This is a genomic window from uncultured Flavobacterium sp., from assembly GCF_951805225.1.
Taxonomy (GTDB): Bacteria; Bacteroidota; Bacteroidia; order Flavobacteriales; family Flavobacteriaceae; genus Flavobacterium.
On sequence record NZ_OX638201.1, the window covers coordinates 3586175 to 3608993 of the forward strand.

Sequence of the window (22819 nt, forward strand, 5' to 3'; positions counted from 1 at the left end):
AAAGTTACAGAGGCTCAAAGGTGCAGAGAAAAAAACTTTGCAACATTATTTCTTTGTCAAATTTCATCTTATATTTGAGAAAAGAATGCAAAGAAATATCTCGCAAAGCCGCACTACAATGAAAAAAATCATCATCCTACTTTTTACTATTCTCACTTTTCACAATATTCAGGCACAGGAAATAAAAACAATGACTTATTTTCAGAATGATACTATCAAACTGGATCTTGATTTGTATTTACCACAGAAAAAAACAAATGAAAAAATTCCGTTAATCATTTTTGCTTTTGGCGGAGGATTTTCTGGTGGAGAACGCACGAGTGAAAAAGATTTTGGAATGTTTATGGCAAAAAATGGTTATGCTGTTGCCAGTATTTCGTACAGTTTATATATGAAGGGAAAAGATTTTGGCTGCAAAGGAACTTTAACCGAGAAAATAAAAGCCATCCAGATTGGCGTGAGCGATATGTGGCAAGCGACTTCGTTTTTGATTGAAAACGCGAATAAATATAATCTTGATGCTTCAAAAGTATTTATTTCCGGAATTAGCGCAGGTGCCGAAATTAGTTTTCAGGCTTCATTTTGGGATTATAAACTAATGAATTTATATGAAAACAATTTACCGGAAAACTTCAAATATGCCGGTTTTATTGGAGGTTCCGGAGCAATTCAGGATATTAATTTAATTACAAAAGAAAAAGCAATTCCGATGTTATTGGCGCACGGGAATAATGATCAAACCGTTCCGTATTCTGCGGGTTCTCACCGTTCTTGCCCAACAAATGCTTCGGGTTGGTTGATTCTTTTTGGATCTTACGCTGTTTACAATCAAATGAAGGATCTTCATAAAGATATCGAACTGATCACTTTTTGTGGCGGCGGACATGAATTCTCAGGTTATCTTTTCCATCAAGGGCAACAATATGTTCTGAATTTTGTAAATGATGTTTTGGAAGGAAAGAGATTTGAATCACATATTATAATTCCTTCGGATAAAAAAGGTGCGGGTTCTGGTAAATATTTGTTTTGTGAATGATTACAATCTTAAATTGATATTGTATAATATATCTGCATCTAAACTGGACTAAAGTCCAGCCCTACAATATTTACCGAACCTTCGGCTCTTTTCTGTTTTAGTTCCAGAGGAACGAATTATTTTGTAGAGCTGGACTTTAGTCCAGTTTAAATGAAAATTTAACACAATCTTAAAAATCATTCCAAGAACAAAACCATTTCTCCTAATTAGCCCTGATGGAAGCGGAAATCCTTTTCCTTTTTTCTTTAAAAAGCAAAAGATTGGAGTGAACAGCAGGAACTTTATTTCCTAAAATTGCGAAATCATTCGCTCAAGGCAAAATAATCTTTTTAAATACCAATAAGTTTAGGTAAATTTGCGCTTTATTTTTAGAAAGTGCAAAAACAAATCATAGTTCTCATTGGTGGCCCGGGAACGGGAAAATCTACTCTTATCAACGAATTGGTAGCTCGTGGCTACTGCTGTTACCCTGAAATTTCAAGACAAGTTACGCTCGAAGCACAACAACGTGGTATCGAACAATTGTTTTTGGAACAGCCTTTATTGTTTAGCGAAATGTTGCTTGAAGGGCGTATCAACCAATTTAAAAATGCTCTTGAAGAATCTGACGATGTTGTTTTTATAGATCGCGGTATTCCAGATGTTGTTGCTTATATGGATTATATTGGCGATGATTATCCGGAGAATTTTGTAAAGGCTTGTGAGGATTTTAAATATTCGAAAACTTTTATTTTACCGCCTTGGGAAGAAATCTACGAAAGCGATACGGAACGTTACGAGAATTTCGAACAGGCATTAACGATACAAAAACACCTTGTTGATACCTATAAAAAATACGGTTACGACTTAATTGAAGTGCCTAAAGATACGGTTGAGAACAGAATTCTTTATATCTTAGATAAAATTTAGGCATATGTTTAAAGTTGTAAAACTAGAAACTGATTTCTAAATTTTTTAACTTTAAAACATGACCAATGCCAGAAGCGCAAGAAATTCTTTTAAAATACTGGAAACACGACAGTTTTAGACCGCTGCAACAAGAGATTATCGACTCGGTTTTAAGCGGTCAGGATACTTTTGCCCTTTTACCTACTGGCGGCGGAAAATCGATTTGTTTTCAGGTTCCGGCAATGATGCAGGAAGGTATATGTTTGGTAGTTTCACCTTTGGTCGCTTTGATGAAGGATCAGGTTGCGAATTTACAGAAACGAGAAATTAAAGCCATCGCGCTTACTGGCGGAATTCATACGGAAGAAATAATTGATCTTCTGGACAATTGCCAATACGGAAATTTTAAATTTTTATATCTTTCTCCGGAACGACTTCAGTCGGATTGGATATTGGAACGCATTAAAAATCTGCCTATAAATTTAATCGCTATTGACGAAGCGCATTGTGTTTCGCAATGGGGACATGATTTTCGTCCGGCTTATTTAAAGATTTCTGAACTTAAAAAGTTTTTTCCTAAGATTCCATTTTTAGCTTTAACTGCAACTGCGACTCCGCGAGTTATAGAAGATATCAAAACCGAATTAGGATTGAAAGATCCGATTCTTTTTCAGCAATCTTTTGAAAGAAAAAATATTGCTTACATGGTTTTCGAAGTCGAAGATAAACTGTATCGCACGGAACAAATTCTGAAGAAAAATCCACAACCTTCTATTATATATGTACGAAATAGAAAATCGTGTTTGAATATGTCGACGCAATTACAATCATTAGGTTTTAAAGCGACTTATTATCACGGTGGCCTTTCGGCGAAAGAAAAAGACAAAAACATGCAATTGTGGATGTCGGAACAAGCGCAGGTTATTGTAGCCACAAATGCGTTTGGAATGGGAATCGACAAAGACAATGTAAAAACAGTCATTCATACTCAGTTACCTGAAAATATCGAAAACTATTATCAGGAATCCGGAAGAGCGGGGCGAAATGGCGAAAAAGCTTTTTCGGTTTTACTTTATAATAATTCTGATGCCAATCAAACAGAACAGCAATTTTTGAGCGTTTTGCCAGATAAAAAGTTTCTGAAGTTGATGTATGTAAAACTCTGCAATTATTTTCAGATTGCTTATGGCGAAGGTTTAGACGATTCTTTTTCTTTTAAACTGAATCATTTCTGTCATAAATACGACTTCCCTACTTTGAAAACTTATAATGCTTTGCAGTTTTTAAATCAGCAGGGAATTATAACGATGTCACAGGAATTTTCTGAGAAGATCACATTGCAGTTTTTAATCGAATCAAAAGAAGTTCTTCGTTACATGAGTTTGAATCCGAATGATGAAGAAATTATTCTGGCAATCGTGAGAACTTATCCAGGCGTTTACGAAATGAAAACACCTTTTAATCTTTCGCTGATTGCAAAAAAATCACAACATACAGAAGAACAGGTTTCGGCGGTTTTGGAAAAACTGAAAGAAAAAGAAATCATCGATTATAAATCTAAAAACAACGACGCTACTATATTATTTAATGAAGTTCGCGAAGATGATTTGACTATAAATCGAGTTGCAAAATATCTCGAGAAACAAAATCAATTAAAAGAAGAACAACTTTTATCTGTTCTACATTATATAAAGGAGAACAAAACTTGCAAAAATAGATTGGTATTAGATTATTTCGGAGAAGAAACCAATTCGAATTGCGGCGTTTGTTCTTATTGCATTACTCAAAAGGGAAAAATTACAGAAGCTGATTCTATTGCCGATAAAATTCTGCATTTATTAAAATCAGCTGCTTTGACTTCGAGAGAAATTCAAACCCAAATAAAACTGGATGCCAACGATGTTGTTGTAGTACTTCAGGAATTATTAGAAAACAATTATATTACCATTCAACCGAATAACAAATACACTTTAAAATTATAATGGAAAAATTGAAAATCATATTTATGGGAACTCCGGAATTTGCTGTTGGCATTCTGGATACCATTATCAAAAACAATTACGATGTTGTTGGCGTGATCACTGCAGCAGATAAACCGGCAGGACGTGGACAAAAAATAAAATATTCGGCTGTAAAGGAATATGCGCTGGAGAATAATCTAACTTTATTACAACCTACAAATTTAAAAGACGAAGGTTTTCTTGCCGAATTAAAAGCTCTGAATGCAAATTTGCAAATTGTGGTTGCCTTTAGAATGCTTCCTAAAGTGGTTTGGGAAATGCCAAGTTTAGGAACTTTTAATCTTCATGCTTCATTATTACCAAATTATCGTGGCGCAGCACCAATTAATTGGGCAATTATTAATGGAGAAACCAAAACCGGTGTTACAACTTTCTTCATCGATGACAAAATTGATACTGGCGCAATGATTTTAAATTCGGAAATTGCTATCGAGCCAACAGAAAATGCCGGACAATTACATGACCGATTAATGTTGTTAGGAAGTGAAACCGTAATCGAAACTTTGAAAGTTATTGAAAACGGAAATGTAACTACTACAATTCAGGAAGACAACGAGGAAATTAAAACGGCTTATAAATTAAATAAAGAAAATTGTAAGATCGACTGGACGAAATCCGGAGATGAAATCAATAATCTAATTCGAGGTTTAAGTCCATATCCTGCTTCCTGGTCTTTTTTGAAAGATAAAGACGAAGAGCAATCTATCAAAATATATGAGGCAAAATTGGTTTCTGAAGCACATTCTCATGAGATTGGAAAGTTGATTTGCAGCAAAAAAGAAATCAAAGTTGCGGTTCAAGATGGCTTTATTCAGCTTTTGAGTTTGCAATTACCGGGTAAAAAAAGAATGCAAGTGGCAGAATTACTAAATGGTATAACTTTTTCTGATACAGCAAAGGTCTATTAAAGTCAGTAAAACAGGGGTTTCTACCTGATTTTCACCGATGAACAACCCGCTTTATGAACAAAAAAACGAAGTTATTAACAATTTTTACTAAATTTAAAGAAAACACTTGCAAGGAACGGATTTCCTACTAAATTTGTGTATTAACAATTTTTTTTAACCAACAATTAATAACTAATTATTATGAACAAATCAGAATTAATCGATGCTATCGCTGCTGATGCAGGAATTACAAAAGCTGCGGCAAAATTAGCTTTAGAGTCTTTTTTAGGAAACGTAGGAGCTACTTTGAAAAAAGGTGGTAGAGTTTCATTAGTAGGTTTTGGGTCTTGGTCAGTATCTGCTAGAGCTGCTAGAGACGGTAGAAACCCACAAACTGGTAAAACTATCCAAATCGCTGCTAAAAATGTAGTGAAATTCAAAGCTGGAGCTGAATTAGAAGGTGCAGTGAACTAAGTAAGAAAGTTCTCTAAACTTATAATATAATCAAAACCCTCCTCATGGAGGGTTTTTTTGTGCGGTTTAACGATTTTATTTGGGATTTTAAAAAATTTATGATTAAATTTAGTAAAAATTGTAGCCGTATGATTTCAGAAAAATTAAAAAAAGGACACCTGCTTATTGCCGAGCCTTCGATAATTGGAGATTTATCATTTAATAGATCGGTAATTTTATTAGCAGACCATAACAAAGAAGGATCTATAGGATTTATCATTAATAAGCCACTTAAGTATACTATTAATGATCTAATCCCAGAGATCGATGCTTCTTTCAAGATATACAATGGAGGTCCTGTTGAACAGGACAATCTATATTTCATCCATAACATTCCAGACTTAATCCCGAATAGTGTCGAGATTTCTAATGGGATTTATTGGGGAGGTGATTTCGAATCGACCAAAGACTTAATAAACGACGGATCTATTAGTAAAAATAATATTCGTTTTTTCTTAGGCTATACAGGTTGGGACGAAAATCAGCTTGAAAATGAAATGCAGGGAAACTCCTGGATCATTGCTGATAATAGTTACAAAAACAAAATTATAGGAAAATCAACCACCCATTTTTGGAAAGAGCAAATTATTGAGCTCGGTGGAGATTATCTTATATGGTCTAATGCACCTGAAAATCCATATCTGAATTAATTTTCAGAGATGGATTCATTTAGTTTTTGCAATAATAAATGAGCCAGATTACTGGTAAACTCCTTCTTTCGATATTTGGTTATCGGTTGTATTCCCGTGATTACATTGGTAAGAAATAATTCATCTGCTTTTTGAAGATCAAAAGGCGAAATTATTTCTTCCAATACTTCTATGCCTTCAACTTTTTTAGCCAAAGCTAAGATTTGCTTGCGCATTACTCCATTCAAACAACCTTCGGAAATTGGCGGCGTAATTAGTTTTTTACCCATAACCATGAATAAATTACCTTGTAATCCTTCGATAACATTTTTAGTATCATTTATCAAAAGACAATTTGCCAAACCGTTTTCATGAGCAAAAATACTTCCGGTAACATTTATCAGCTTATTAGTCGTTTTAATCGACGATAATAATTGTTTGGTGACATAGAAATCTTTATACAAATCAACTTCGTATTCGCTTGAATTTAAAGCATAAAGAGTATTCTCAAGTGGTATTGCATTAATCAAATAAGAAACCTCGTTAGTTTTTGGCAAATACAATCCGCCATCGTTTCTAAAAACCGTAATTCGGGCTCTTGCCGATGCTGATAATTCGTTTTGCTGAACCAGACTTAAAACTTGCTCTTCCAGAAACTCCATTGTAAAGTTCATTGGAATTTCCATTCTAACAACACGCATCGAAGCCATTAATCGGAAATAATGATCTTCAAGAAACAAGATTTTGTTGTTGACTATTTTTAGTGTTTCAAAAACACCATCTCCATACAAAAAAGCACGATTTTGAGTTAATATATTCTCTTCTCGCTCTACTATGTTTCCGTTAAAATTGATCATAAAAAAACCCTGAATTTTGTTCAGGGCAAATATAAGGTATAAAATAGACTTTTACTAAACAGATCCTATAAGATGTTTCAGGTCTGAGATCTGATTCTCCCACAATTGTTTAGCTTCTCCTACTTCTTCTTTTTCTGCAAAATCGACAACCATTAATGATACATCTTTAGTCAATTCATCAACTAAAATATGCAATTCAAAAAAGTATTCAGTATCCTTACTGCTTTCGTCAACCCATTTAAATTTTACTTTTTCACCGGTTTTCTTAGAAGCCAAACGCGCTTTTTCCTGCGAGTCATTCCAAATGAAAGTGAAGAATTCGCCTCTTGAATTTACATTGTCTGCAAACCATTCTGACAAACCTGACGGCGTTGATATATACTGATATAATAATTGCGGCGAAGAATTTATAGGAAACTCGATTTCGTAACGTATTTTTGGATCCATGTGCTACTTTTAATTTTTTCGAAATATAAGAATATATGTCCAAAAACAATGCATTTTTAAAAATATTTTTTTTTCTTCATTTTATTCTTGCAACAATTAATATTATTTCTATCTTTGCACCCGCAATGAGGAACACGGTTCACTTGCAATCTTGGCGAGGTAGCTCAGTTGGTTAGAGCGCAGGATTCATAACCCTGAGGTCACGGGTTCAACTCCCGTCCTCGCTACAAAATGTTAAGTTTTTTAAAAACAACAAGTTAAACGGTTTTAGAGTGATTTAAAACCGTTTTTTTATGCCTAAAATTCACGAACTCTTATCTAAAGAACACGAAAGCGCACACGTTTTGAGTTATAAAAAGCAATATTCAACACCTAGTATTTATAATGCAGATGGCGATTTATCAAAACGTTGGTATGTTTATTTCTCCTTTAGAAATCCTGCAACAGGAAAATTAGAACGTCAAACTCATGTCTACGCAGGCGTAAATCAGTTCAAAACTCTCAAAGAACGTAAAGAAGCTATAAAAATTCTTCGTGATGCCGTTGAAACAATTCTTGTAAATGGCTATAATCCTTTTGAAGATTCCAATCCAGTAGATCAATCGAAAAATTATAATATTCCAGATGCCGTTACTTTCGCACTCGAATTAAACAAAAACACATTAAAAGAAAATAGCTACAGAGATTTTAGAGTGAGACTAAAATCATTTGAAAAATGGTTGTTGACAAATGGATTCGAAAATAGATATATCACAGCGGTAAATAAAAGAACTGTCATAACTTATCTAAATTCTGTATTAGCCAACACTAGTCCAAAAAACAGAAACAATACTCGATCAAACTTATCAATGTTTTTTAAAACACTTGAAGCAAACGAGATTATTGAAGATAATTTTATACCAAAAATCAACGTTTTAAAATCGACTCCTGAAAGAAATAAAACTTTTAGCAGTGACCAAGAAAACGACATATTGAATTATCTTCTAAAACATGACACTCTTCTACTTCTGTTTATACAGTTTATTTCTTATAATCATTTGCGACCAATAGAAGTGGTTCGCTTGCGTGTTTGCGATATTAACATAAAAGACAAACTTATTTATGTACGTGCCAAAAACAAAGCAGTAAAGACGAAACTAATACCTGAAATATTACTCCATGAACTACCAAACCTTCAAAAATTAGACTCAGAAAGCTATTTATTCACACCAAAAGGTATAGGTCATGAATGGACAACAAATGAAACTGACAAACGTGGTTACTTTGGAGAACGCTTTAAAAAAGTAAAAGTTAGTCTGAAATTAGGAAAAGATTACGGTCTTTACAGTTTTAGACATACTTTCATAACCAAATTATATAAAGAACTGGTTAAAAACAGCACTCCGAATGAAGCAAAAAGTAAACTGATGCTTATTACTGGTCATACAACAATGAGCGCTTTAGAAAAATATTTACGTGATATAGATGCTGTTATGCCCGAAGATTATTCTAAACACATAAAATAAATGCAGTTTTTTTCTCTCAGATATTTTCCTAAAATCTATACCGGTTGCTAAAACAGTCTACTTTTACAAAATCAATTACCACTCTGGAATATACTAAAAGAAAAAGGGCAAATAGTAATATTTACCCTTTGAGAACCAAAAAAACTGGAAGTTGGTTGTCTGGTTCTTTTTAAGATTAGTTTATCTTGTCTATATTAAAGGAACTTTCGTCAGTAACTGAATTTAAAACCACCAAGTTCATTTTATGAAGCAATATCAATGTTTCTAATACTCTTGCTTGGTTTATTCTTTCATTTGATAAATAAGAGCTAGGTGCAACAGCAATCGTCAATTCAACTAAAGTATAACTCTTATTATAATTTTGTGTGAGGATTTTAAGTGTTTCAACAAGAATATTAAAAGATGTAGTCATAAAGGAATTTTAAACTAAGGTAGTAAGAACTAATAGATTAGATCATTGAAATTGAACTTATTTACTTTAATAAAAAAATGTAGACTTTTTTTACTCAGATCTGCACCGGATCTTTTTCCAGGATCTAATAAAAATCTACTTTTTAAACAAAAAAATCGTATCACAGAAATGTGACACGATTTTCTAACTAAAAACAAAAAAACTACGTAATCTGATAAGGAGATTCAAACATTATTGTCAAATAATATTCTGATAAATTTATCTCTATTCCGTCTTTTGTGGGACTGGCTACATCTTGCTTTAATTTTGGCAGTTCAAAATTCGGGGCTTGAAGCGGAGGTAAATTAGTATGATGATGTGCGATAAAAAACTCATTGGTTCTTACATCTAAAATCAGTTCAATTGTGATCCGTTTTCCTGTGCCTACTATTGCTAAATTCGAAGGGCGTGGATTAAATCTTATATACATATCCATGAATCTGAAATAAGTATTAAAATCAAGCGTCCTAGTCTGTGGATAGCTTAAATTACCAAATGGTTGATTATTTCGATTGTCAAAAGAATCATTGTTAATTAGTTTATAAATATCCCCACTAATTGACGAATCGAAAATCATCGTGCATTTAACAACATAACGGTTGTAGTCATATGTATAATAGGTTGCATCACATAAATAAGGATTTTTATATTTATGTAAATAAGGATCAAAATTAATCACGTTTACATCTAATGGAGAAGGAATAGAACTAGAAGAACCACCAGAACTATAAAAGAATTTATCGGCTAATTCAATTAAAAATTCATTAAAATTATCAGCGTAAATTTCAGGCTCGCATAATGATTTGCTGATTTCTAAGTAACTTAAAACAAAAGGATTTTCCCCGTTTTCATTCTGAATTATAAAGAAATCTTTTTGGGATCGATCTTTAATAATATTTGAGGCAGGATTTAATGAAGCTAATAACGTATTATCCGCTATTTTGTAAACTCTAACACTTCCCTGATCGTCTTTTATAAATTTTAAAATATTTATACTCATTTTCTTTTTTTTAAATTAATTACCAAGTGGCTAAAGCACATCTTACCCATGTATTAGTTGCAGTACAGATATAAATAAAAGTTGCCGTGATTCTGATTTCGCCCAGTACCCCTGTGGCTGTTCCGCTTGCAGGAGCAGTATTCAAGGCGCTTATCTTAATTACTCCTGTAAATGTTGGATCAGCTACAGGCGCTTTAAGATTATTGGCTGTGGTAACAAATGCCGTTGTCGCCAAAGCCGTTGTGCTGTTCCCTGCTGTTTGTGTAACGCCAATTGTTCCCGTTGGTAATGTTGGCGCTCCTGTGAAAACTGGAGAAGCTAAAGGCGCTTTTAAAGCATCGTTACCGTTTAATTTATTTACAGCCTGCAAAACCGTATCGGTTGGTGCAACAACGCCCGCACCTGAAACATAGCCTGTCAGTAATTTCGAGGTAACAACTGAACTGGCGAGTGAAGTCGTATTTCCGACACTGGTAACATCACCTGTTAAGTTAGCGTTTGTAGTTACCGTTCCCGCATTTCCAGTAATCCCAATTCCCCACGTTCCTGAAGCTCCCGCACCTGTTTTTGTCGGGGCATTGTTTGCGATTTCCGTACTAACAAATGCAGTTGTAGCCAAAGCCGTTGTATTATTTCCTGCTATTTGGGTAACGCCAATTGTTCCAGTTGGCAATGTTGGCGATCCTGTGAAAACTGGAGAAGCCAAAGGCGCTTTTAAAGCATCGTTACCATTTAATTTATTTACAGCCTGCAAAATCGTATCAGTTGATGCAACAACACCCGCACCTGAAACATAGCCTGTCAGTAATTTAGATGTAACAACCGAACTGGCGAGTGAAGTCGTATTTCCAACACTGGTAATATCACCCGCTAAGTTAGCGTTTGTAGTTACCGTTCCCGAATTTCCTGTGATTCCGATCGCCCAAGTTCCTGACGCTCCCGAACCTGTTTTACTTGGTGCGTTATTTGCGATTTCCGTACTAACAAATGCAGTTGTAGCCAAAGCCGTTGTGTTATTTCCTGCTGTTTGTGTAACGCCAATTGTTCCAGTTGGCAATGTTGGCGATCCTGTGAAAGCGGGAGAAGCCAAAGGAGCTTTTAAAGCATCGTTACCGTTTAATTTATTTACAGCCTGTAAAATCGTATCGGTTGATGCAACTGCGCCCGCACCTGAAACATAGCCTGTCAGTAATTTAGATGTAACAACCGAACTGGCGAGTGAAGTCGTATTTCCGACACTGGTAACATCACCCGTTAAGTTAGCGTTTGTAGTTACCGTTCCCGAATTTCCTGTGATTCCGATCGCCCAAGTTCCTGACGCTCCCGAACCTGTTTTACTTGGTGCGTCGTTGGCTATTTCAGCATTAACAAATGCAGTTGTAGCCAAAGCCGTTGTGTTATTTCCAGTTGCTTGGGTAATGCCTGTTGTTCCCGTTGGCAATGTTGGTGATCCTGTGAAAGCGGGAGAAGCTAAAGGCGCTTTTAAGGCATCGTTACCGTTTAATTTATTTACAGCCTGCAAAATCGTATCGGTTGGTGCAACAACGCCCGCACCTGAGACATAACCCGTCAATAATTTCGAAGTAACAACCGAACTGGCGAGTGAAGTGGTATTGCCAACACTGGTAATATCACCCGTTAAGTTAGCGTTTGTAGTTACCGTTCCCGAATTTCCTGTGATTCCGATCGCCCAAGTTCCTGACGCTCCCGAACCTGTTTTACTTGGTGCGTTATTTGCGATTTCCGTACTAACAAATGCAGTTGTAGCCAAAGCCGTTGTGTTATTTCCTGCTGTTTGTGTAACGCCAATTGTTCCCGTTGGCAATGTTGGCGATCCTGTGAAAGCGGGAGAAGCTAAAGGCGCTTTCAAAGCATTATTGCCGTTTAACTTATTTATCGCCACTAAAATGGTATCGCTTGGTATTATTGTACCCGCACTTGAAAGATAACCTGTCAATAATTTTGCGGTAACATTAGCACTGGGTAATGAAACAACATTGCCAATACTGCTAACATCTCCTGTTAAGTTAGCATTTGTAGTTACTGTTTCTGCATTTCCAGTAATACTAATTGGTAAAGTTCCCGATAAATCATTTTGTCTAAGGAAAGGATTAACCGACAAATTACTATAATCGTTTAAATCACTTTTTAAAATAATTTCATGGATTGCATTAGCAATTGCGTTTCTGTCTGAAATCCACTTTGTACCATCCCAAGAGTACCATCCTTCGGGATAAAATGTACCGCCTAAAGAACTTGGCAACCAAGAAGTACCTTGCGATTGTCTAACATAGGATATGTCACCTACATTTTCACCTAAGATCAATTCAGAGAATGTTTCAACTTTTTGAAAGATAGGAACGCCCTGAAAACTTTGTTCGTTCTCGTTTATTTCAAAAAAAAAAGTTTCTTGATAGCTCTATCAAAAAATCATTAAAATTTGTTGCGACAATGGGAGGTTCACACAATAAGCAATCAACCTCTTTGTACTTTAAAACAAAAGGATTTCTGCCAAAAGAAGCGTCTGACTGAATCTTAAACGTTTCTTTATTGGATGGGTCTTTTACCACATTTTGAGCAGGGTTTATTGACCACAAAAGGGAATTGTCTTGAGTTTTATACACCAAGACATTTCCCTTTTCATCCTTTATAAATTTTACTATTGCAGACATTTATCTTTTATTAGTTTTTCTAACTATCTTTTTCTTTGCTACTGGTTTCTTTTTCGCAATTGGTTTCGGGGTTACTTTTACAATTTTTCCTCCTGCTATGTACTTGTATCCTTTTTTGAGTGTTCCATCTGTTTTTAATCCTGTGGCTTTAACAACACCGCTACATACTTTCTTTAAGCCTCTAACGCTTGGCTTTTTTGCGGTTGTTCTTTTAGTTGTCGTTTTTCTTCTTGTCGTTTTCATGTCTCTGATTGTTTTAGTTGATGATTGTTTTTGAATTGTAGATTTTTTAATGAAATTAACCTGGAGAAATGAGCATCCGGAGAAAGAAAAAATCTACTTTTTATTTTATTAATTTACCGTAAACGATAATTTTTTCTTTGTTTTTGATTCTGTGCGATTCTCAGCCTGAACAGGCACAAGTTTTTTATTGAAAATATTAAACTTTAAGGTGTCAAGGGGTTTGTTTTGGTAACGGTTTTTGTCAGCAAAAATGTAATTCTCTCTATAGTCTGATTTCTTTTCTGTAAATAAAACAACATCTGCATCAAATTGACTTTTTGAACCGCCACGCATTTTGCCGTCTGTTGTTTGCTGAAAAATGACAATGAATAACTTTCCGTTGTATTTTTTTCTTAAATCCTTATCGACTTCAAAACCCTTTTGCATTTCCTGCATTTTAGAGAAACTATCAATAATTATCACATCATTGGAAACTATAAGTTTATTCAGATCAGCAACACTTTTGATCTCTGGGGCTTCGATGTTTTGCAAAGCTTTTGCGTTTAAATATTCTTCCGCTTTATCGTAATAGACAACACTTTCGGGATGCTCTTCAATACTGGCATGACCTACTTTATAATTTTGTGCAAAGGCATTCATAAACTGAAAACACATTCTAGTTTTCATTGAACCCTGACCGCCTGTGAGAGAAATAACAATACTCTCTTTTTCCTTTTTCTCTATCTGCCCTAAAAATTCCGAAATCGCTTTTTCCTGAATTTTAAAATAAGCTACGTTTGTTGGCTTGTTAGCCATTTTGTAGGCTAATGAGTTTTTATTAAGATTTGGATTTGCAACGGCTTTTTTCTCCTTTGCAACAGGCTTTGCAACAGTTTTTAAAACTGTACTCTTTTTTATCACGGGTTTTCTAACAGCTTTAACCAAGTTCGTTTTTTTTATGATTTTCGTCCTTTTCTTGTTTGTGTTTGTATGAACCTCGTACCTATTTGTATCCGGCTTTTTACGAGGTGTTTCCTTAGTGGTTTTCTTAACTCCATTTAAGCCAAAAGGCTCAACAAGATTGTTTATTTCAATCAAAAAAGTATCATTCTTAAATGTCTGAAGTACGTTCCTTACTCTTTTTGATATGATCGTATTTTTTTCCTTTTCAGCCTTAAGGAGTAAATCTTCTAAGGTTTTGCGAGAAACGATCAAACCGTTTAAACTATTAAATTCTTGGGCTAAGGTCATGGAATTAAATTTTATGTTCAGTACCTAAAATGCTTACAACGCTTTCAATTCTGATGTCTTTTAAATTAAAACTGCTTTGAATTGCCGATATAATTGTACTGGCAACTGTTTTGAGTTCTAACTGAATTGGAATATCGAAAAGTGTTGTGCTTCCGTTAGCAGGAATTGTTATAGCATCCGTGTTTACCGTTGCAGTACCTAAAAGAATATTGTTTTTATCGTAAAATATAATTCTCTTGAGTTTAACAGCCACAATCTTTGCCGAGAAAACCTCGGCTGTTGGATTGACTAATTTGATATCCAAATTGAACGAAACAAACGGAGATCCTTCATTCCATTTGATATTGAATTTTTTTATCGAAGTCGGAAAAATTTTGACAAATTGAAATCTTTCAATGATCTTCTGTACTTTGTATTCAATAAAAAAATAACCTGCAATTGCAACTATTCCCGCTCCGATAATTATTTTTTTAACGCTCATTTTCTAATTTTTTAAATGAAAATTCTACCAATTCTCCAACCCAAAAACAGGATTGCTAAACCTCCGATAAAAGCAAATATTTTAACCCATGCAGGGATGTACTTTTCCCGTATAACAATTGGCTCTACTTCCTTTTCTTTTTCCTTTTCTACTTTGTTTACAGAGGTGATTTGCGATTTAGTCTCAGCTTGTTTAAGAAGCACTACAATTTGTTTTAGGGCTTCATCGTACCGAACACTCGCTTCGTTGCTTCCTGATTTTTTATAACTGTTGAGTTGCCTTAAAACCTGATCGAGTGTTGCCTGAGTAATGCTGTCACATTCAGGCTTTGCTGTTTTGACTTTTCCCACTTTTACAATAAGGCTGTCTAAAATTGCCTGATTTATTTCAGTAGTTTTTACACTGTCAGTTTTATGTTCTACACTACGCTCGATGGTATGCACCGGATCAGGTTTTTTTGAACTACAGCCAGAAAGCACAAACACCAGTGACCAAGAAAGTAAGAGTATGAACGGGATTCTTAAAAACCCTTTAAATGGGTCTTGATGATATAGATTTGTTTTCATTATTTTAGTTTTGTTTTGATTAAAATTTTTAGTCCGTTGAAAAAACTGCTTATTAATTGCTCGACTTCACTATGGATTAAAGTACTAAGCGAACCGCCCCACGCACAAAGTACGAAAGTCAAAAATTTGCTAAGATTCAAAAACTCACTTGTGATAACATAAACCGAAATAGCAACAAAAACACTAACAATCCCCTCGGCTAAAATGTAACTAAGTGTTGCCTTTTTTCCTTTTTGTGTGGCATTGTAGATTTTGGTAAATATCCCCATTAGGATAACTATCCCCAGTAAAATATAATCTCTCCAAATTTTCAACTCAAATAATAGTTCTCTCATGTTTGTTTTGTGTTAAAAGGTGATAGCCAATTAAAAGCGTAAGTGCGGATACTGTTAAAATTAGGTAAGGGTTTCGCTTTTTTTTTTAATAACTCAATGGTGATGTTTTGAGCTTTGTAAAATTTAAACTTGCTTATTCTGTCGGCTAATCCGTTGGTTTTGCCGTTGATTTTCTGTGTGATCTTGGTAATTAAATTGGCATCTGCCAAAGAATTAAGGTCTTTATAAACAGAAAAAAACCAAGCTGCACAATCAATGGCAATACCGACCTGCAAAAGCAGATCAGGATTAGTAACCACATCATATCCCGAGTACTTTTTGTAGGCTTCGTAATTGGCTCTTCCTGTAAGCTGAATCAAACCACGCCCTCTAAATCTCCAACCGTCACCACTGGCAACATTTCCGTTACCGTTTGAATTGGCATACCCAATATTGGCGATCATTATTTGATTGGCGGGATGCGAAGCTGTACGACCGTAAAGATTTCTTTGTACAGCAGTCATACGGCTATTAAAAGGGCTTGTACCAGCGAGTCCTTCAGGTGTGTAATTCAGGTTTTCTACAAGCCTTGTAAAATTCCCCGATTCGTGGGAAAGTTGTGCTAAATAATGCGCAATTCTCAGCGGATTATTGATGTTATATTTTAAAAATGCTTTTAAAAATACACTGCTATTATCTAAAATGAAACTCATTATAATATCACTTTTTTAGGTTCAGATTTTGGCAATAACAGTACAATTGCCAGTACTGCTAGTGCGCTTATCATTAAGGTTGATTGTGTGGTTGTTGGCATTTTAATACGCTTTTACCGCATTTGCGTTTACGAAATAGTAAACATTATCACGTTTGATTAAATATTGCCCGCCTAATTTGGAAGCTACAAAAGTTCCGATGTGCTGACCATAATTAAGGGAGTTTTTAAAAAAGGGTTTTGTACCGTCATTGAAATAAACCCCGCTTGCGGTTCTCTTGGCATTAAAAAGACTAACCTTATCCGTGTTTGCCATTAATTTCTGACCGACTTTAGGAACAACAAGCGCCGTGGGAATAGCATTGATTACTTTGTTTACAACGGGTTTAGTAGTAATGTAACTGGCTAAACTAATCTTTACAACTCCTTTTTTACTTTGCAAAGCCTTTAAGGTGTTTGCTCCAAAATCTCCGTCGATTGCCACTCCTAAAAGCCTTTGCAATTCTCTTACTTCAAGACCTTTACTACCTTTTGACAACACTTTGTTTCTGTCTAAAGATGCGCCTGCTTGCGGGGTAGGATTATCTATAACATTTGGCGGTTCGGGAATATCATCTACGAGCAGATCATCCTCTTTTTCTTTTTTCTTTTTCTTCCAGTATAGAAACCCAATTGTTCCTATTGCTAATAATCCGCCTCCTATCAATAACTTATCTTCATTTTTCAATTTCATACTTTCCTGTTTTAAATTGTAGATTTTTTTTGCTCAGATCCGCAGCTGCAGTTTTTCCAGGCACGCAATAAAATCTACATTTGAGTTTATAAATAGAGCGGGAATTTTTTTCTAAGAAGGCTGTATTCCGAGTCGTTTAATTCTTCTTTCAGCCAAGTTTTTAAAGGCAATTTTGTGCCACCGATGGTATTGTAACCTAAGATTCGATTGTAATTTTTTAGCCCGAATGCCTTATTAATAAGTCCAAATTGTGCCTGTGTTACTCCTGTGAGAGTTTCAAAAATTAAGGTTTCATCTGTACCATTGTAGCGATTCATGGCATCGTACAATAAAGCTACTTTTTGACTGGCAGAAAAGGCAGGAACTGTGTTAATGTCACCTTCATCGATATACTTTTTATTGCCACCTAAAACAGATTTTCCGTTTGAATTGGTTCTGGTCAAAAAATATACTCCCAAACCTAAAATAACCACTGAGGCGGTTACTATAACTATCTTTTTCTTTGTTGTCATCATTAGAAAAATCCTTTTATTAAAAATCTTAATTTAGCGATATCATCCTCTTTAAACTGATCCTGTAGCCATTCCACTAAATTCATTTTACTGAGTGTTGCGCTTCGACGCTCTCCAAACTCATTGTAAACCCGAATAAATCCGTTGTGATTAAGTCCTGTTAGGTTGTTTTCAACAGCGCCATAATTCGCTCCAAATCCCAGTAAAGCAGTGTAGATGGCTTCGGCTCTCGCTCTTGCTTGGGTAACATTGATGTTACTTGGTTTGTAGCGGGTGTCTTCTTTTAGCTTGGAAAATCCTTTTAAGAATTTAAAATAGATCACTGCCACTATTCCTCCTACAAGCAAAACCTTTAAAAATGTAAATCCTGTACTGATTGCTTTTTCGGTTTTTTCCTGTGATTTTTCGATCATCTTTTGCCCTTGTGGACTTGTTAAAACACTGGCAATAACTGCGGGATTTCTCAAACCTTTTTTCTTCATGGTGTCGGTTTTTTAGTTAGACAAAAAACCTTTAATCATGGGAAAATTGGTTTTTAATTGCTCGATGGCTTTTGGACTTTTGGAAAGTTCCGCCAGCTTTGCAAGCACATCATTGTCAAGCTGTGCTAAATCTGTCAAAGCTTTTGTTTTGGCTTCTTTTGCAAAAAGATTAGCCGTTTTTACTTCAATTTGAATCGGGGTGTCTACGCTTCCCATAGTTGATATTTTTTTAATAGTTGTGCTAATTCTGACGAAAATTCATTGTTGGTATTAAGCCCTTTACCTATACTGTCCAAAACGCCTACAGCAGTATCGTCAAGGTGTTGCAAAGTCATTGCAAAGTGTTGTTTTACTTCGCTTGCAAAGGTTTCAACAGGAGCAGAAAGCCCTATAGTCGGTGTACCTTTAACAAAGCTTATCAGGGTTGGTAATTGTTGAATTGCTCCCATTAACATTTCCTGAGTGCCTTTACTTTTATTTACATCGTATTTAGAAGCCAGTTGCTCTTCTCTGATGTCTTCGTACTTTTTTTTGAGATCCTTGTTTTCAGATTTCAAAAACTCGTTTTCTGTATGTAATCGGGATGCATCATTTTTGGCAACCATCAAATTCATAACATCAAGAGTTCCAAGACCGAAGGAATTAGAGAAAATATCCTGCGTCTGAACGGGTTTTGCGGGTTGAAATTCCATTGCTTGAGGTTTATTTTCAGTTGAAAAATTCACATCGAAAGGCTCACCGTCAATTTTAAAAGTGCTTCCGTTTTTACGCTTTAGAGAGAGGTTTAAATTTCGATACCCCTTTGCAAAAAGATCTTCAAAGAAATCTTCGGCACTTTCAAAATCGTCCTTAATTTCCTGATGTGATTTATTTCTAAAAAGCCATTTGTTTGCTTTTAAATCAAAAACCGAAACAGCCGAATATTTATCGGTATTTAATTTCTCTATCAGGTTGTCTAATTCTTGCATTTTAATGTCTTTTTATAAATAATATCAACTTCTTTTTTATTCCAACTTGAGTTTTGAAAATCTCCTGAATCAGTATCTCCAAAGTGAATACTTAAATCAATTTTAGATTGCGAGCCATCGGGAGTGACCAGAACAAAAGTTTCTTTACTTGCGATTTCGAAATCATTGACAAAGACACTAACAACACCGTTATTTCTAACTTGCAGAGTAGTCACATTATCGACCGATATTTCTTTATCTTCCTTTAGTTTTAAAAAAACAACTCCTGTAATTTTCGTAATAATGCCTTGTGTCATTTGATCGTGATTTAATTATTACATTCAGCTTTAATTTTATACATCAAAATCAAAGCGAAATAGGTTTCTTTTACAACTACTGATTTGGTTTTTGCTTTGAACTGAAAGGTTTTGTGTTCTGTTTCAAACAACAAGGGCTTGTAACTGTCTGCAAATCCTGAACCTTCTCGACGCTTCCAGTGACCAATTGGAGTAGGTTTTGAAAACGCTACACCACTATCGTCAAAAATTCCAAATTCAGCGTAGTTGTCTACATCTGTATGATTGGTGTGCAATTCTGCTCCGAGTATAAAACCTGAATCCAATGCGGTTGTAAAATCAACCTCTGTTTGTCCGACTGGTATTACCAAATTGATTACTTTTTCTCTTACTGACATTTTATTGATTATTTAAAAAAAGCCGTAACCTCTACGTTTTACGGCTTTTTTAGATTTAGAAAAAACTTTGTTTGATTATATTTTGGCTTGCGTTGCTCTGAATTCAAAACGAACGTTATGAGCTGTTACATTGTCAACTGGTACTCCTTTTGGATATTCAATTTCCATTTCAAACTCTAAGTTTGAACGCAAAAGCGGAGAAGTTGAAATCGCTCTGAATAAATTATGAATGTCTCCTTCTCCTGAAAGATCAGTGATAGGCATATCAATAAGAACGTTACCTTCCTGCTTTAATCTGAATTCTGCATTTAAAAATGCCGGATCAAGATTTGTTCCGTTAGCAGGAACCCATGTTGAAGTTTTAATATCTGCTTTTGAAGCTGAATCAACCAAAACTCTCACACCATCAATAACATAATCACGTCCAGAGTTTAATTTGTTACCGTCTAAATTGGTGATTCCTACCTCACGTTTTGTATTTACGTCGATAATATCGACAGTTCCGCCTTGTCCTTTGATAGCTACGTTTAAATAAAGCGTTTTATCGGTCAGGGCTACATTTCCTATTCTTGGTATTCCTGCGGTTGCTTTGGCTTTAATTGTTGCAGTTGCAGAAGCTAATTGTTGATTTCTCATTTTGATTGTTTTTTGATTGATGATTGATTTTTTTAATGCAAGTGCTTTGCCTTGCTGACTTTTATTGTTGTTGCTGATACAGTTCGTTGTAGATTTCTGTTTCAGGAGCATTTAATCCTTTTTCCTCTCCGTAGATTTCTTCCGCTCCATGTAAACCGTCTTCTAAGTAGAGTGCTTCCTCTGCTCCGTGTAAACCATCGTCGACTAATTCAAAAACATTTCCTGCTTCGTCCATAAACTGACCGTTTAAACCTTGCTCATCGAACTGATAAAGTTGACCATCAGCACCAACGAATTGACCGTTTAAACCACTTTCATCAGGACAACCCAAACCAACAGCACCTTTTGCGAATTGTGAAAATTTGCTTGTACCTGAAAGGGATGTGCCTAAACTTTTGGCTGAAACTTTTTTAACTGCCAATAAGATTTGTACAACAGCGCTTCCCATTAATGCACCTTTAAGCAGATTTGCTTTGGTTGTTGTTCCGCTTACTTTTGTTGCCCCAAACACGGAAACACCCGCTAAGGCAATATTCATAATCGGGCTGTCAGATGCAGGTAATAACGTACTTGCTCCATTTGATACCATACCGCCTAGTACCCCTCCTCCAATAATTACTACTTCTTTATTCATTTTTGATTAATTTAATTACTAACTCTTTTTTGTGGCTAAATAAATTCCTCCCAATACACCTGCAACGCCCAAGGCATATAAAGCAGTATTATCTTTTTGTGGGCTTTGCAAAAGTTCCGAAGCCATTGCAGGGGTAACGGGTGTTAAATCTCCTACGGGCTGATCGTTTTGATCTGTATTAGATGTTGGGTTTGTAACAATTGGTGCAGGTTTTAAAGCGTTAACAGATTGTATTTGTGGTCGTGCATTGCTTTTAATAGTATTTACAATTGCTTTACCTGCCGTGGTTTTTGAAAGCGTTGTTGCTTTGTTGGCAATTCGACCGACAAAACTTGCCGAACCATTTGAATTTTTTAGAACTTTAGATAAAATCCCTGATCCTGCGGGACCCACTACAGGGATAATACTTGTAGCAATTGGCAAAAGACCTTTAGTAACTTTAACCGCATTTTTCAAACTCACATCTTTGATTCTGATCTTTTTCCAAAAAGGTTTTCCAAGTCCGCTATTTACAAGTACATAATCCATTTGCCTGTCTTTTAATTGTTGTTGATTTTGCTCGGTTTAATCTCACCAAGCGTTTGTTTTTATTTTTAAGAAGCAAATGCGGTGCAAGTGCTGTCTTTGCAATTGTGCCCTGAGCTTTTTTAGAAAGAAACAAATGCGGTGCAAGTGTTGCTTTAGCTACGTTTTTTAAATTGACATCTCTGATTCTGATCTTTTTCCAAAAGGGTTTTCCTAATCCCCCATCATTTACATTGATATGTATCATACTTCATTATTTAATTAGATTTTCCAAATAGAAATAAACCCGTTAAAAATCCTCCTATTGCTAGAATTACTGGTTTATTAGAATCCTTTGCAACGGTTGTAGTTTTTGTTGCAATAGTTTTGCGCTTACCCTTTGCAGTGGGAGCATTAAGCCCATAATGCGGTAAATTAACATCGGTGTCGTGTGCCATAGTATATATTGGTTCTCGGTTATTACTTGTTGTACCGTCTATAATAAAATAGCCGTCTTTTATATCGCCTGTTTCTTGGTTAAGAAGCACAATTACGTAAACGTGAGTATATAGATCTGGACGAAAACTTGGTTGTTTAATCTGCCTGATATAATGGCGAATACCCATATTAGCAAGTAAACAACTGGCAAAAATGGAATAGGTTTTACAATCAACTCCTGATACTCTTTGCTTGAAAGCGCAAGCAGGACTTCTAAGGTTTTGCTCTATTCCATCGGCTTTGTACTGAATGTGATTGTACAAAAACCAATAAATCTTATCACACGTTTCTTTCAATGAACTTTGTTGCAAAAGTGTTGCAACTTCCTTTGTCTGATAGTTGTATTTCACAACCATTTGTTTAATCATTCTGACAGTATCAAAAGTATTACCGTTGCCCAGTTTAGTCTTATCACAGCTAACACGTGGAAACAACGGTTCGTACTCCTGACCGCCTAAGATGTTCCTTTGTAACAAGTTATCAATATCCATTTATTTCATTTTCGTTCTTGTATTAGGTTGTTAGGCTTTTCGATTACAAATATGAAACAGAAGAAAAGAAGCGTTTTAAGATTGTGGAGGATTACTCAAGAATTTCGTATGGTTTTGAAGCTTTGCAAAGGTTTTGCAAAAAAATACCCGTTTCTTTGCAGAAACGGGTAGCTAGTCATGTTTTTTAATCTAAACTGATATGATGATTGAAAATCTGTTAATGGATCTTATAAAGA

31 protein-coding genes and 1 tRNA gene are annotated in these 22819 nt (G+C 35.2%); 8 read left to right on the forward strand and 24 right to left on the reverse strand.

Annotated elements, in window-relative coordinates; genetic code table 11:
- Nucleotides 1–118 precede the first annotated feature (118 nt).
- The 6 genes from WN975_RS14655 (at nucleotide 119) to WN975_RS14680 (ending at nucleotide 5995) form a co-directional block, all read left to right on the forward strand.
- Nucleotides 119–1036, forward strand: coding sequence for a carboxylesterase family protein (locus tag WN975_RS14655; RefSeq protein ID WP_337967178.1), 918 nt, complete (start codon nucleotides 119–121; stop codon nucleotides 1034–1036).
- A 375-nt stretch (nucleotides 1037–1411) separates the two neighbouring features.
- On the forward strand, nucleotides 1412–1945 hold the full coding sequence (locus WN975_RS14660) for an ATP-binding protein (protein WP_337967179.1): 534 nt from the start codon (nucleotides 1412–1414) through the stop codon (nucleotides 1943–1945).
- A 65-nt stretch (nucleotides 1946–2010) separates the two neighbouring features.
- Nucleotides 2011–3906: an ATP-dependent DNA helicase RecQ gene (locus tag WN975_RS14665; protein WP_337967180.1), complete on the forward strand. Its 1896-nt coding sequence runs from the start codon at nucleotides 2011–2013 to the stop codon at nucleotides 3904–3906.
- The gene (gene fmt / locus WN975_RS14670; protein WP_337967181.1) at nucleotides 3906–4853 is read left to right on the forward strand and encodes a methionyl-tRNA formyltransferase; all 948 of its coding nucleotides are present in this window, start codon (nucleotides 3906–3908) and stop codon (nucleotides 4851–4853) included. The genes WN975_RS14665 and fmt overlap by 1 nt, the downstream gene beginning before the upstream one ends.
- A gap of 180 nt (nucleotides 4854–5033) precedes the next feature.
- Nucleotides 5034–5306 carry an HU family DNA-binding protein gene (locus tag WN975_RS14675; RefSeq protein ID WP_017498096.1) on the forward strand — a complete coding sequence of 91 codons (273 nt, stop codon included), beginning with the start codon at nucleotides 5034–5036 and terminating at the stop codon, nucleotides 5304–5306.
- A gap of 128 nt (nucleotides 5307–5434) precedes the next feature.
- Nucleotides 5435–5995: a YqgE/AlgH family protein gene (locus tag WN975_RS14680; RefSeq protein WP_099712704.1), complete on the forward strand. Its 561-nt coding sequence runs from the start codon at nucleotides 5435–5437 to the stop codon at nucleotides 5993–5995.
- Here WN975_RS14680 and WN975_RS14685 read toward each other — a convergent pair.
- On the reverse strand, nucleotides 5992–6831 hold the full coding sequence (locus tag WN975_RS14685; RefSeq protein ID WP_337967182.1) for an aminotransferase class IV: 840 nt from the start codon (nucleotides 6829–6831) through the stop codon (nucleotides 5992–5994). The genes WN975_RS14680 and WN975_RS14685 overlap by 4 nt on opposite strands.
- A 54-nt stretch (nucleotides 6832–6885) precedes the next feature.
- Nucleotides 6886–7278: an START-like domain-containing protein gene (locus WN975_RS14690; protein ID WP_026984135.1), complete on the reverse strand. Its 393-nt coding sequence runs from the start codon at nucleotides 7276–7278 to the stop codon at nucleotides 6886–6888.
- A gap of 153 nt (nucleotides 7279–7431) precedes the next feature.
- On the opposite strand from WN975_RS14690, the gene WN975_RS14695 reads away from it, so the two are divergent.
- Nucleotides 7432–7505, forward strand: a tRNA-Met gene (locus tag WN975_RS14695).
- A 66-nt stretch (nucleotides 7506–7571) separates the two neighbouring features.
- Nucleotides 7572–8783: a tyrosine-type recombinase/integrase gene (locus tag WN975_RS14700; RefSeq protein WP_337967183.1), complete on the forward strand. Its 1212-nt coding sequence runs from the start codon at nucleotides 7572–7574 to the stop codon at nucleotides 8781–8783.
- Between the two features lie 175 nt (nucleotides 8784–8958).
- Here the strand turns inward: WN975_RS14700 and WN975_RS14705 are convergent, their stop codons facing one another.
- The 22 genes from WN975_RS14705 to WN975_RS14810 form a co-directional block, all read right to left on the reverse strand.
- Nucleotides 8959–9195, reverse strand: a complete 237-nt coding sequence (locus WN975_RS14705) for a hypothetical protein (RefSeq protein ID WP_337967184.1) — start codon at nucleotides 9193–9195, stop codon at nucleotides 8959–8961.
- Between the two features lie 202 nt (nucleotides 9196–9397).
- Complete coding sequence (locus WN975_RS14710) at nucleotides 9398–10234, reverse strand: hypothetical protein (RefSeq protein WP_337967185.1); 837 nt, start codon at nucleotides 10232–10234, stop codon at nucleotides 9398–9400.
- 19 nt (nucleotides 10235–10253) lie between these two features.
- Nucleotides 10254–12560 carry a hypothetical protein gene (locus tag WN975_RS14715; protein ID WP_337967186.1) on the reverse strand — a complete coding sequence of 769 codons (2307 nt, stop codon included), beginning with the start codon at nucleotides 12558–12560 and terminating at the stop codon, nucleotides 10254–10256.
- Nucleotides 12561–12627: 67 nt separating this feature from the next.
- The gene (locus tag WN975_RS14720) at nucleotides 12628–12906 is read right to left on the reverse strand and encodes a hypothetical protein (protein WP_140503427.1); all 279 of its coding nucleotides are present in this window, start codon (nucleotides 12904–12906) and stop codon (nucleotides 12628–12630) included.
- On the reverse strand, nucleotides 12907–13149 hold the full coding sequence (locus WN975_RS14725; protein WP_337967187.1) for a hypothetical protein: 243 nt from the start codon (nucleotides 13147–13149) through the stop codon (nucleotides 12907–12909).
- A 108-nt stretch (nucleotides 13150–13257) separates the two neighbouring features.
- Complete coding sequence (locus WN975_RS14730; RefSeq protein ID WP_337967188.1) at nucleotides 13258–14379, reverse strand: hypothetical protein; 1122 nt, start codon at nucleotides 14377–14379, stop codon at nucleotides 13258–13260.
- Between the two features lie 4 nt (nucleotides 14380–14383).
- Complete coding sequence (locus WN975_RS14735) at nucleotides 14384–14860, reverse strand: hypothetical protein (protein WP_337967189.1); 477 nt, start codon at nucleotides 14858–14860, stop codon at nucleotides 14384–14386.
- Nucleotides 14861–14871: 11 nt separating this feature from the next.
- Entirely contained in the window at nucleotides 14872–15426 is a 555-nt protein-coding gene (locus WN975_RS14740; protein WP_337967190.1) for a hypothetical protein, read from the reverse strand.
- Nucleotides 15426–15761, reverse strand: coding sequence for a hypothetical protein (locus WN975_RS14745; RefSeq protein WP_140503415.1), 336 nt, complete (start codon nucleotides 15759–15761; stop codon nucleotides 15426–15428). The genes WN975_RS14740 and WN975_RS14745 overlap by 1 nt, the downstream gene beginning before the upstream one ends.
- Nucleotides 15758–16453, reverse strand: a complete 696-nt coding sequence (locus WN975_RS14750; protein ID WP_337967191.1) for a glycoside hydrolase family 19 protein — start codon at nucleotides 16451–16453, stop codon at nucleotides 15758–15760. Before WN975_RS14750 ends, WN975_RS14745 begins: the two co-directional genes overlap by 4 nt.
- 102 nt (nucleotides 16454–16555) lie before the next feature.
- A complete protein-coding gene (locus WN975_RS14755) occupies nucleotides 16556–17185 on the reverse strand; it encodes an LPXTG cell wall anchor domain-containing protein (protein WP_337967192.1) in 630 nt (209 codons plus the stop codon).
- A gap of 86 nt (nucleotides 17186–17271) precedes the next feature.
- Nucleotides 17272–17700: a hypothetical protein gene (locus WN975_RS14760; protein ID WP_337967193.1), complete on the reverse strand. Its 429-nt coding sequence runs from the start codon at nucleotides 17698–17700 to the stop codon at nucleotides 17272–17274.
- Complete coding sequence (locus tag WN975_RS14765; protein ID WP_337967194.1) at nucleotides 17700–18179, reverse strand: hypothetical protein; 480 nt, start codon at nucleotides 18177–18179, stop codon at nucleotides 17700–17702. The genes WN975_RS14760 and WN975_RS14765 overlap by 1 nt, the downstream gene beginning before the upstream one ends.
- 12 nt (nucleotides 18180–18191) lie before the next feature.
- Nucleotides 18192–18395 carry a hypothetical protein gene (locus WN975_RS14770; protein WP_337967195.1) on the reverse strand — a complete coding sequence of 68 codons (204 nt, stop codon included), beginning with the start codon at nucleotides 18393–18395 and terminating at the stop codon, nucleotides 18192–18194.
- Entirely contained in the window at nucleotides 18383–19147 is a 765-nt protein-coding gene (locus tag WN975_RS14775) for a hypothetical protein (RefSeq protein WP_337967196.1), read from the reverse strand. Before WN975_RS14775 ends, WN975_RS14770 begins: the two co-directional genes overlap by 13 nt.
- Nucleotides 19135–19443 carry a hypothetical protein gene (locus WN975_RS14780; RefSeq protein ID WP_337967197.1) on the reverse strand — a complete coding sequence of 103 codons (309 nt, stop codon included), beginning with the start codon at nucleotides 19441–19443 and terminating at the stop codon, nucleotides 19135–19137. The genes WN975_RS14775 and WN975_RS14780 overlap by 13 nt, the downstream gene beginning before the upstream one ends.
- An 11-nt stretch (nucleotides 19444–19454) precedes the next feature.
- A complete protein-coding gene (locus WN975_RS14785) occupies nucleotides 19455–19820 on the reverse strand; it encodes a hypothetical protein (protein ID WP_337967198.1) in 366 nt (121 codons plus the stop codon).
- 75 nt (nucleotides 19821–19895) lie between these two features.
- Entirely contained in the window at nucleotides 19896–20456 is a 561-nt protein-coding gene (locus WN975_RS14790; protein WP_337967199.1) for a hypothetical protein, read from the reverse strand.
- Between the two features lie 61 nt (nucleotides 20457–20517).
- Entirely contained in the window at nucleotides 20518–21090 is a 573-nt protein-coding gene (locus WN975_RS14795) for a hypothetical protein (RefSeq protein ID WP_337967200.1), read from the reverse strand.
- Nucleotides 21091–21108: 18 nt separating this feature from the next.
- Complete coding sequence (locus WN975_RS14800; protein ID WP_337967201.1) at nucleotides 21109–21618, reverse strand: hypothetical protein; 510 nt, start codon at nucleotides 21616–21618, stop codon at nucleotides 21109–21111.
- Nucleotides 21596–21862 carry a hypothetical protein gene (locus tag WN975_RS14805; RefSeq protein WP_337967202.1) on the reverse strand — a complete coding sequence of 89 codons (267 nt, stop codon included), beginning with the start codon at nucleotides 21860–21862 and terminating at the stop codon, nucleotides 21596–21598. The genes WN975_RS14800 and WN975_RS14805 overlap by 23 nt, the downstream gene beginning before the upstream one ends.
- Before the next feature lie 10 nt (nucleotides 21863–21872).
- The gene (locus WN975_RS14810) at nucleotides 21873–22568 is read right to left on the reverse strand and encodes a hypothetical protein (protein ID WP_337967203.1); all 696 of its coding nucleotides are present in this window, start codon (nucleotides 22566–22568) and stop codon (nucleotides 21873–21875) included.
- Between the last annotated feature and the right edge of the window lie 251 nt (nucleotides 22569–22819).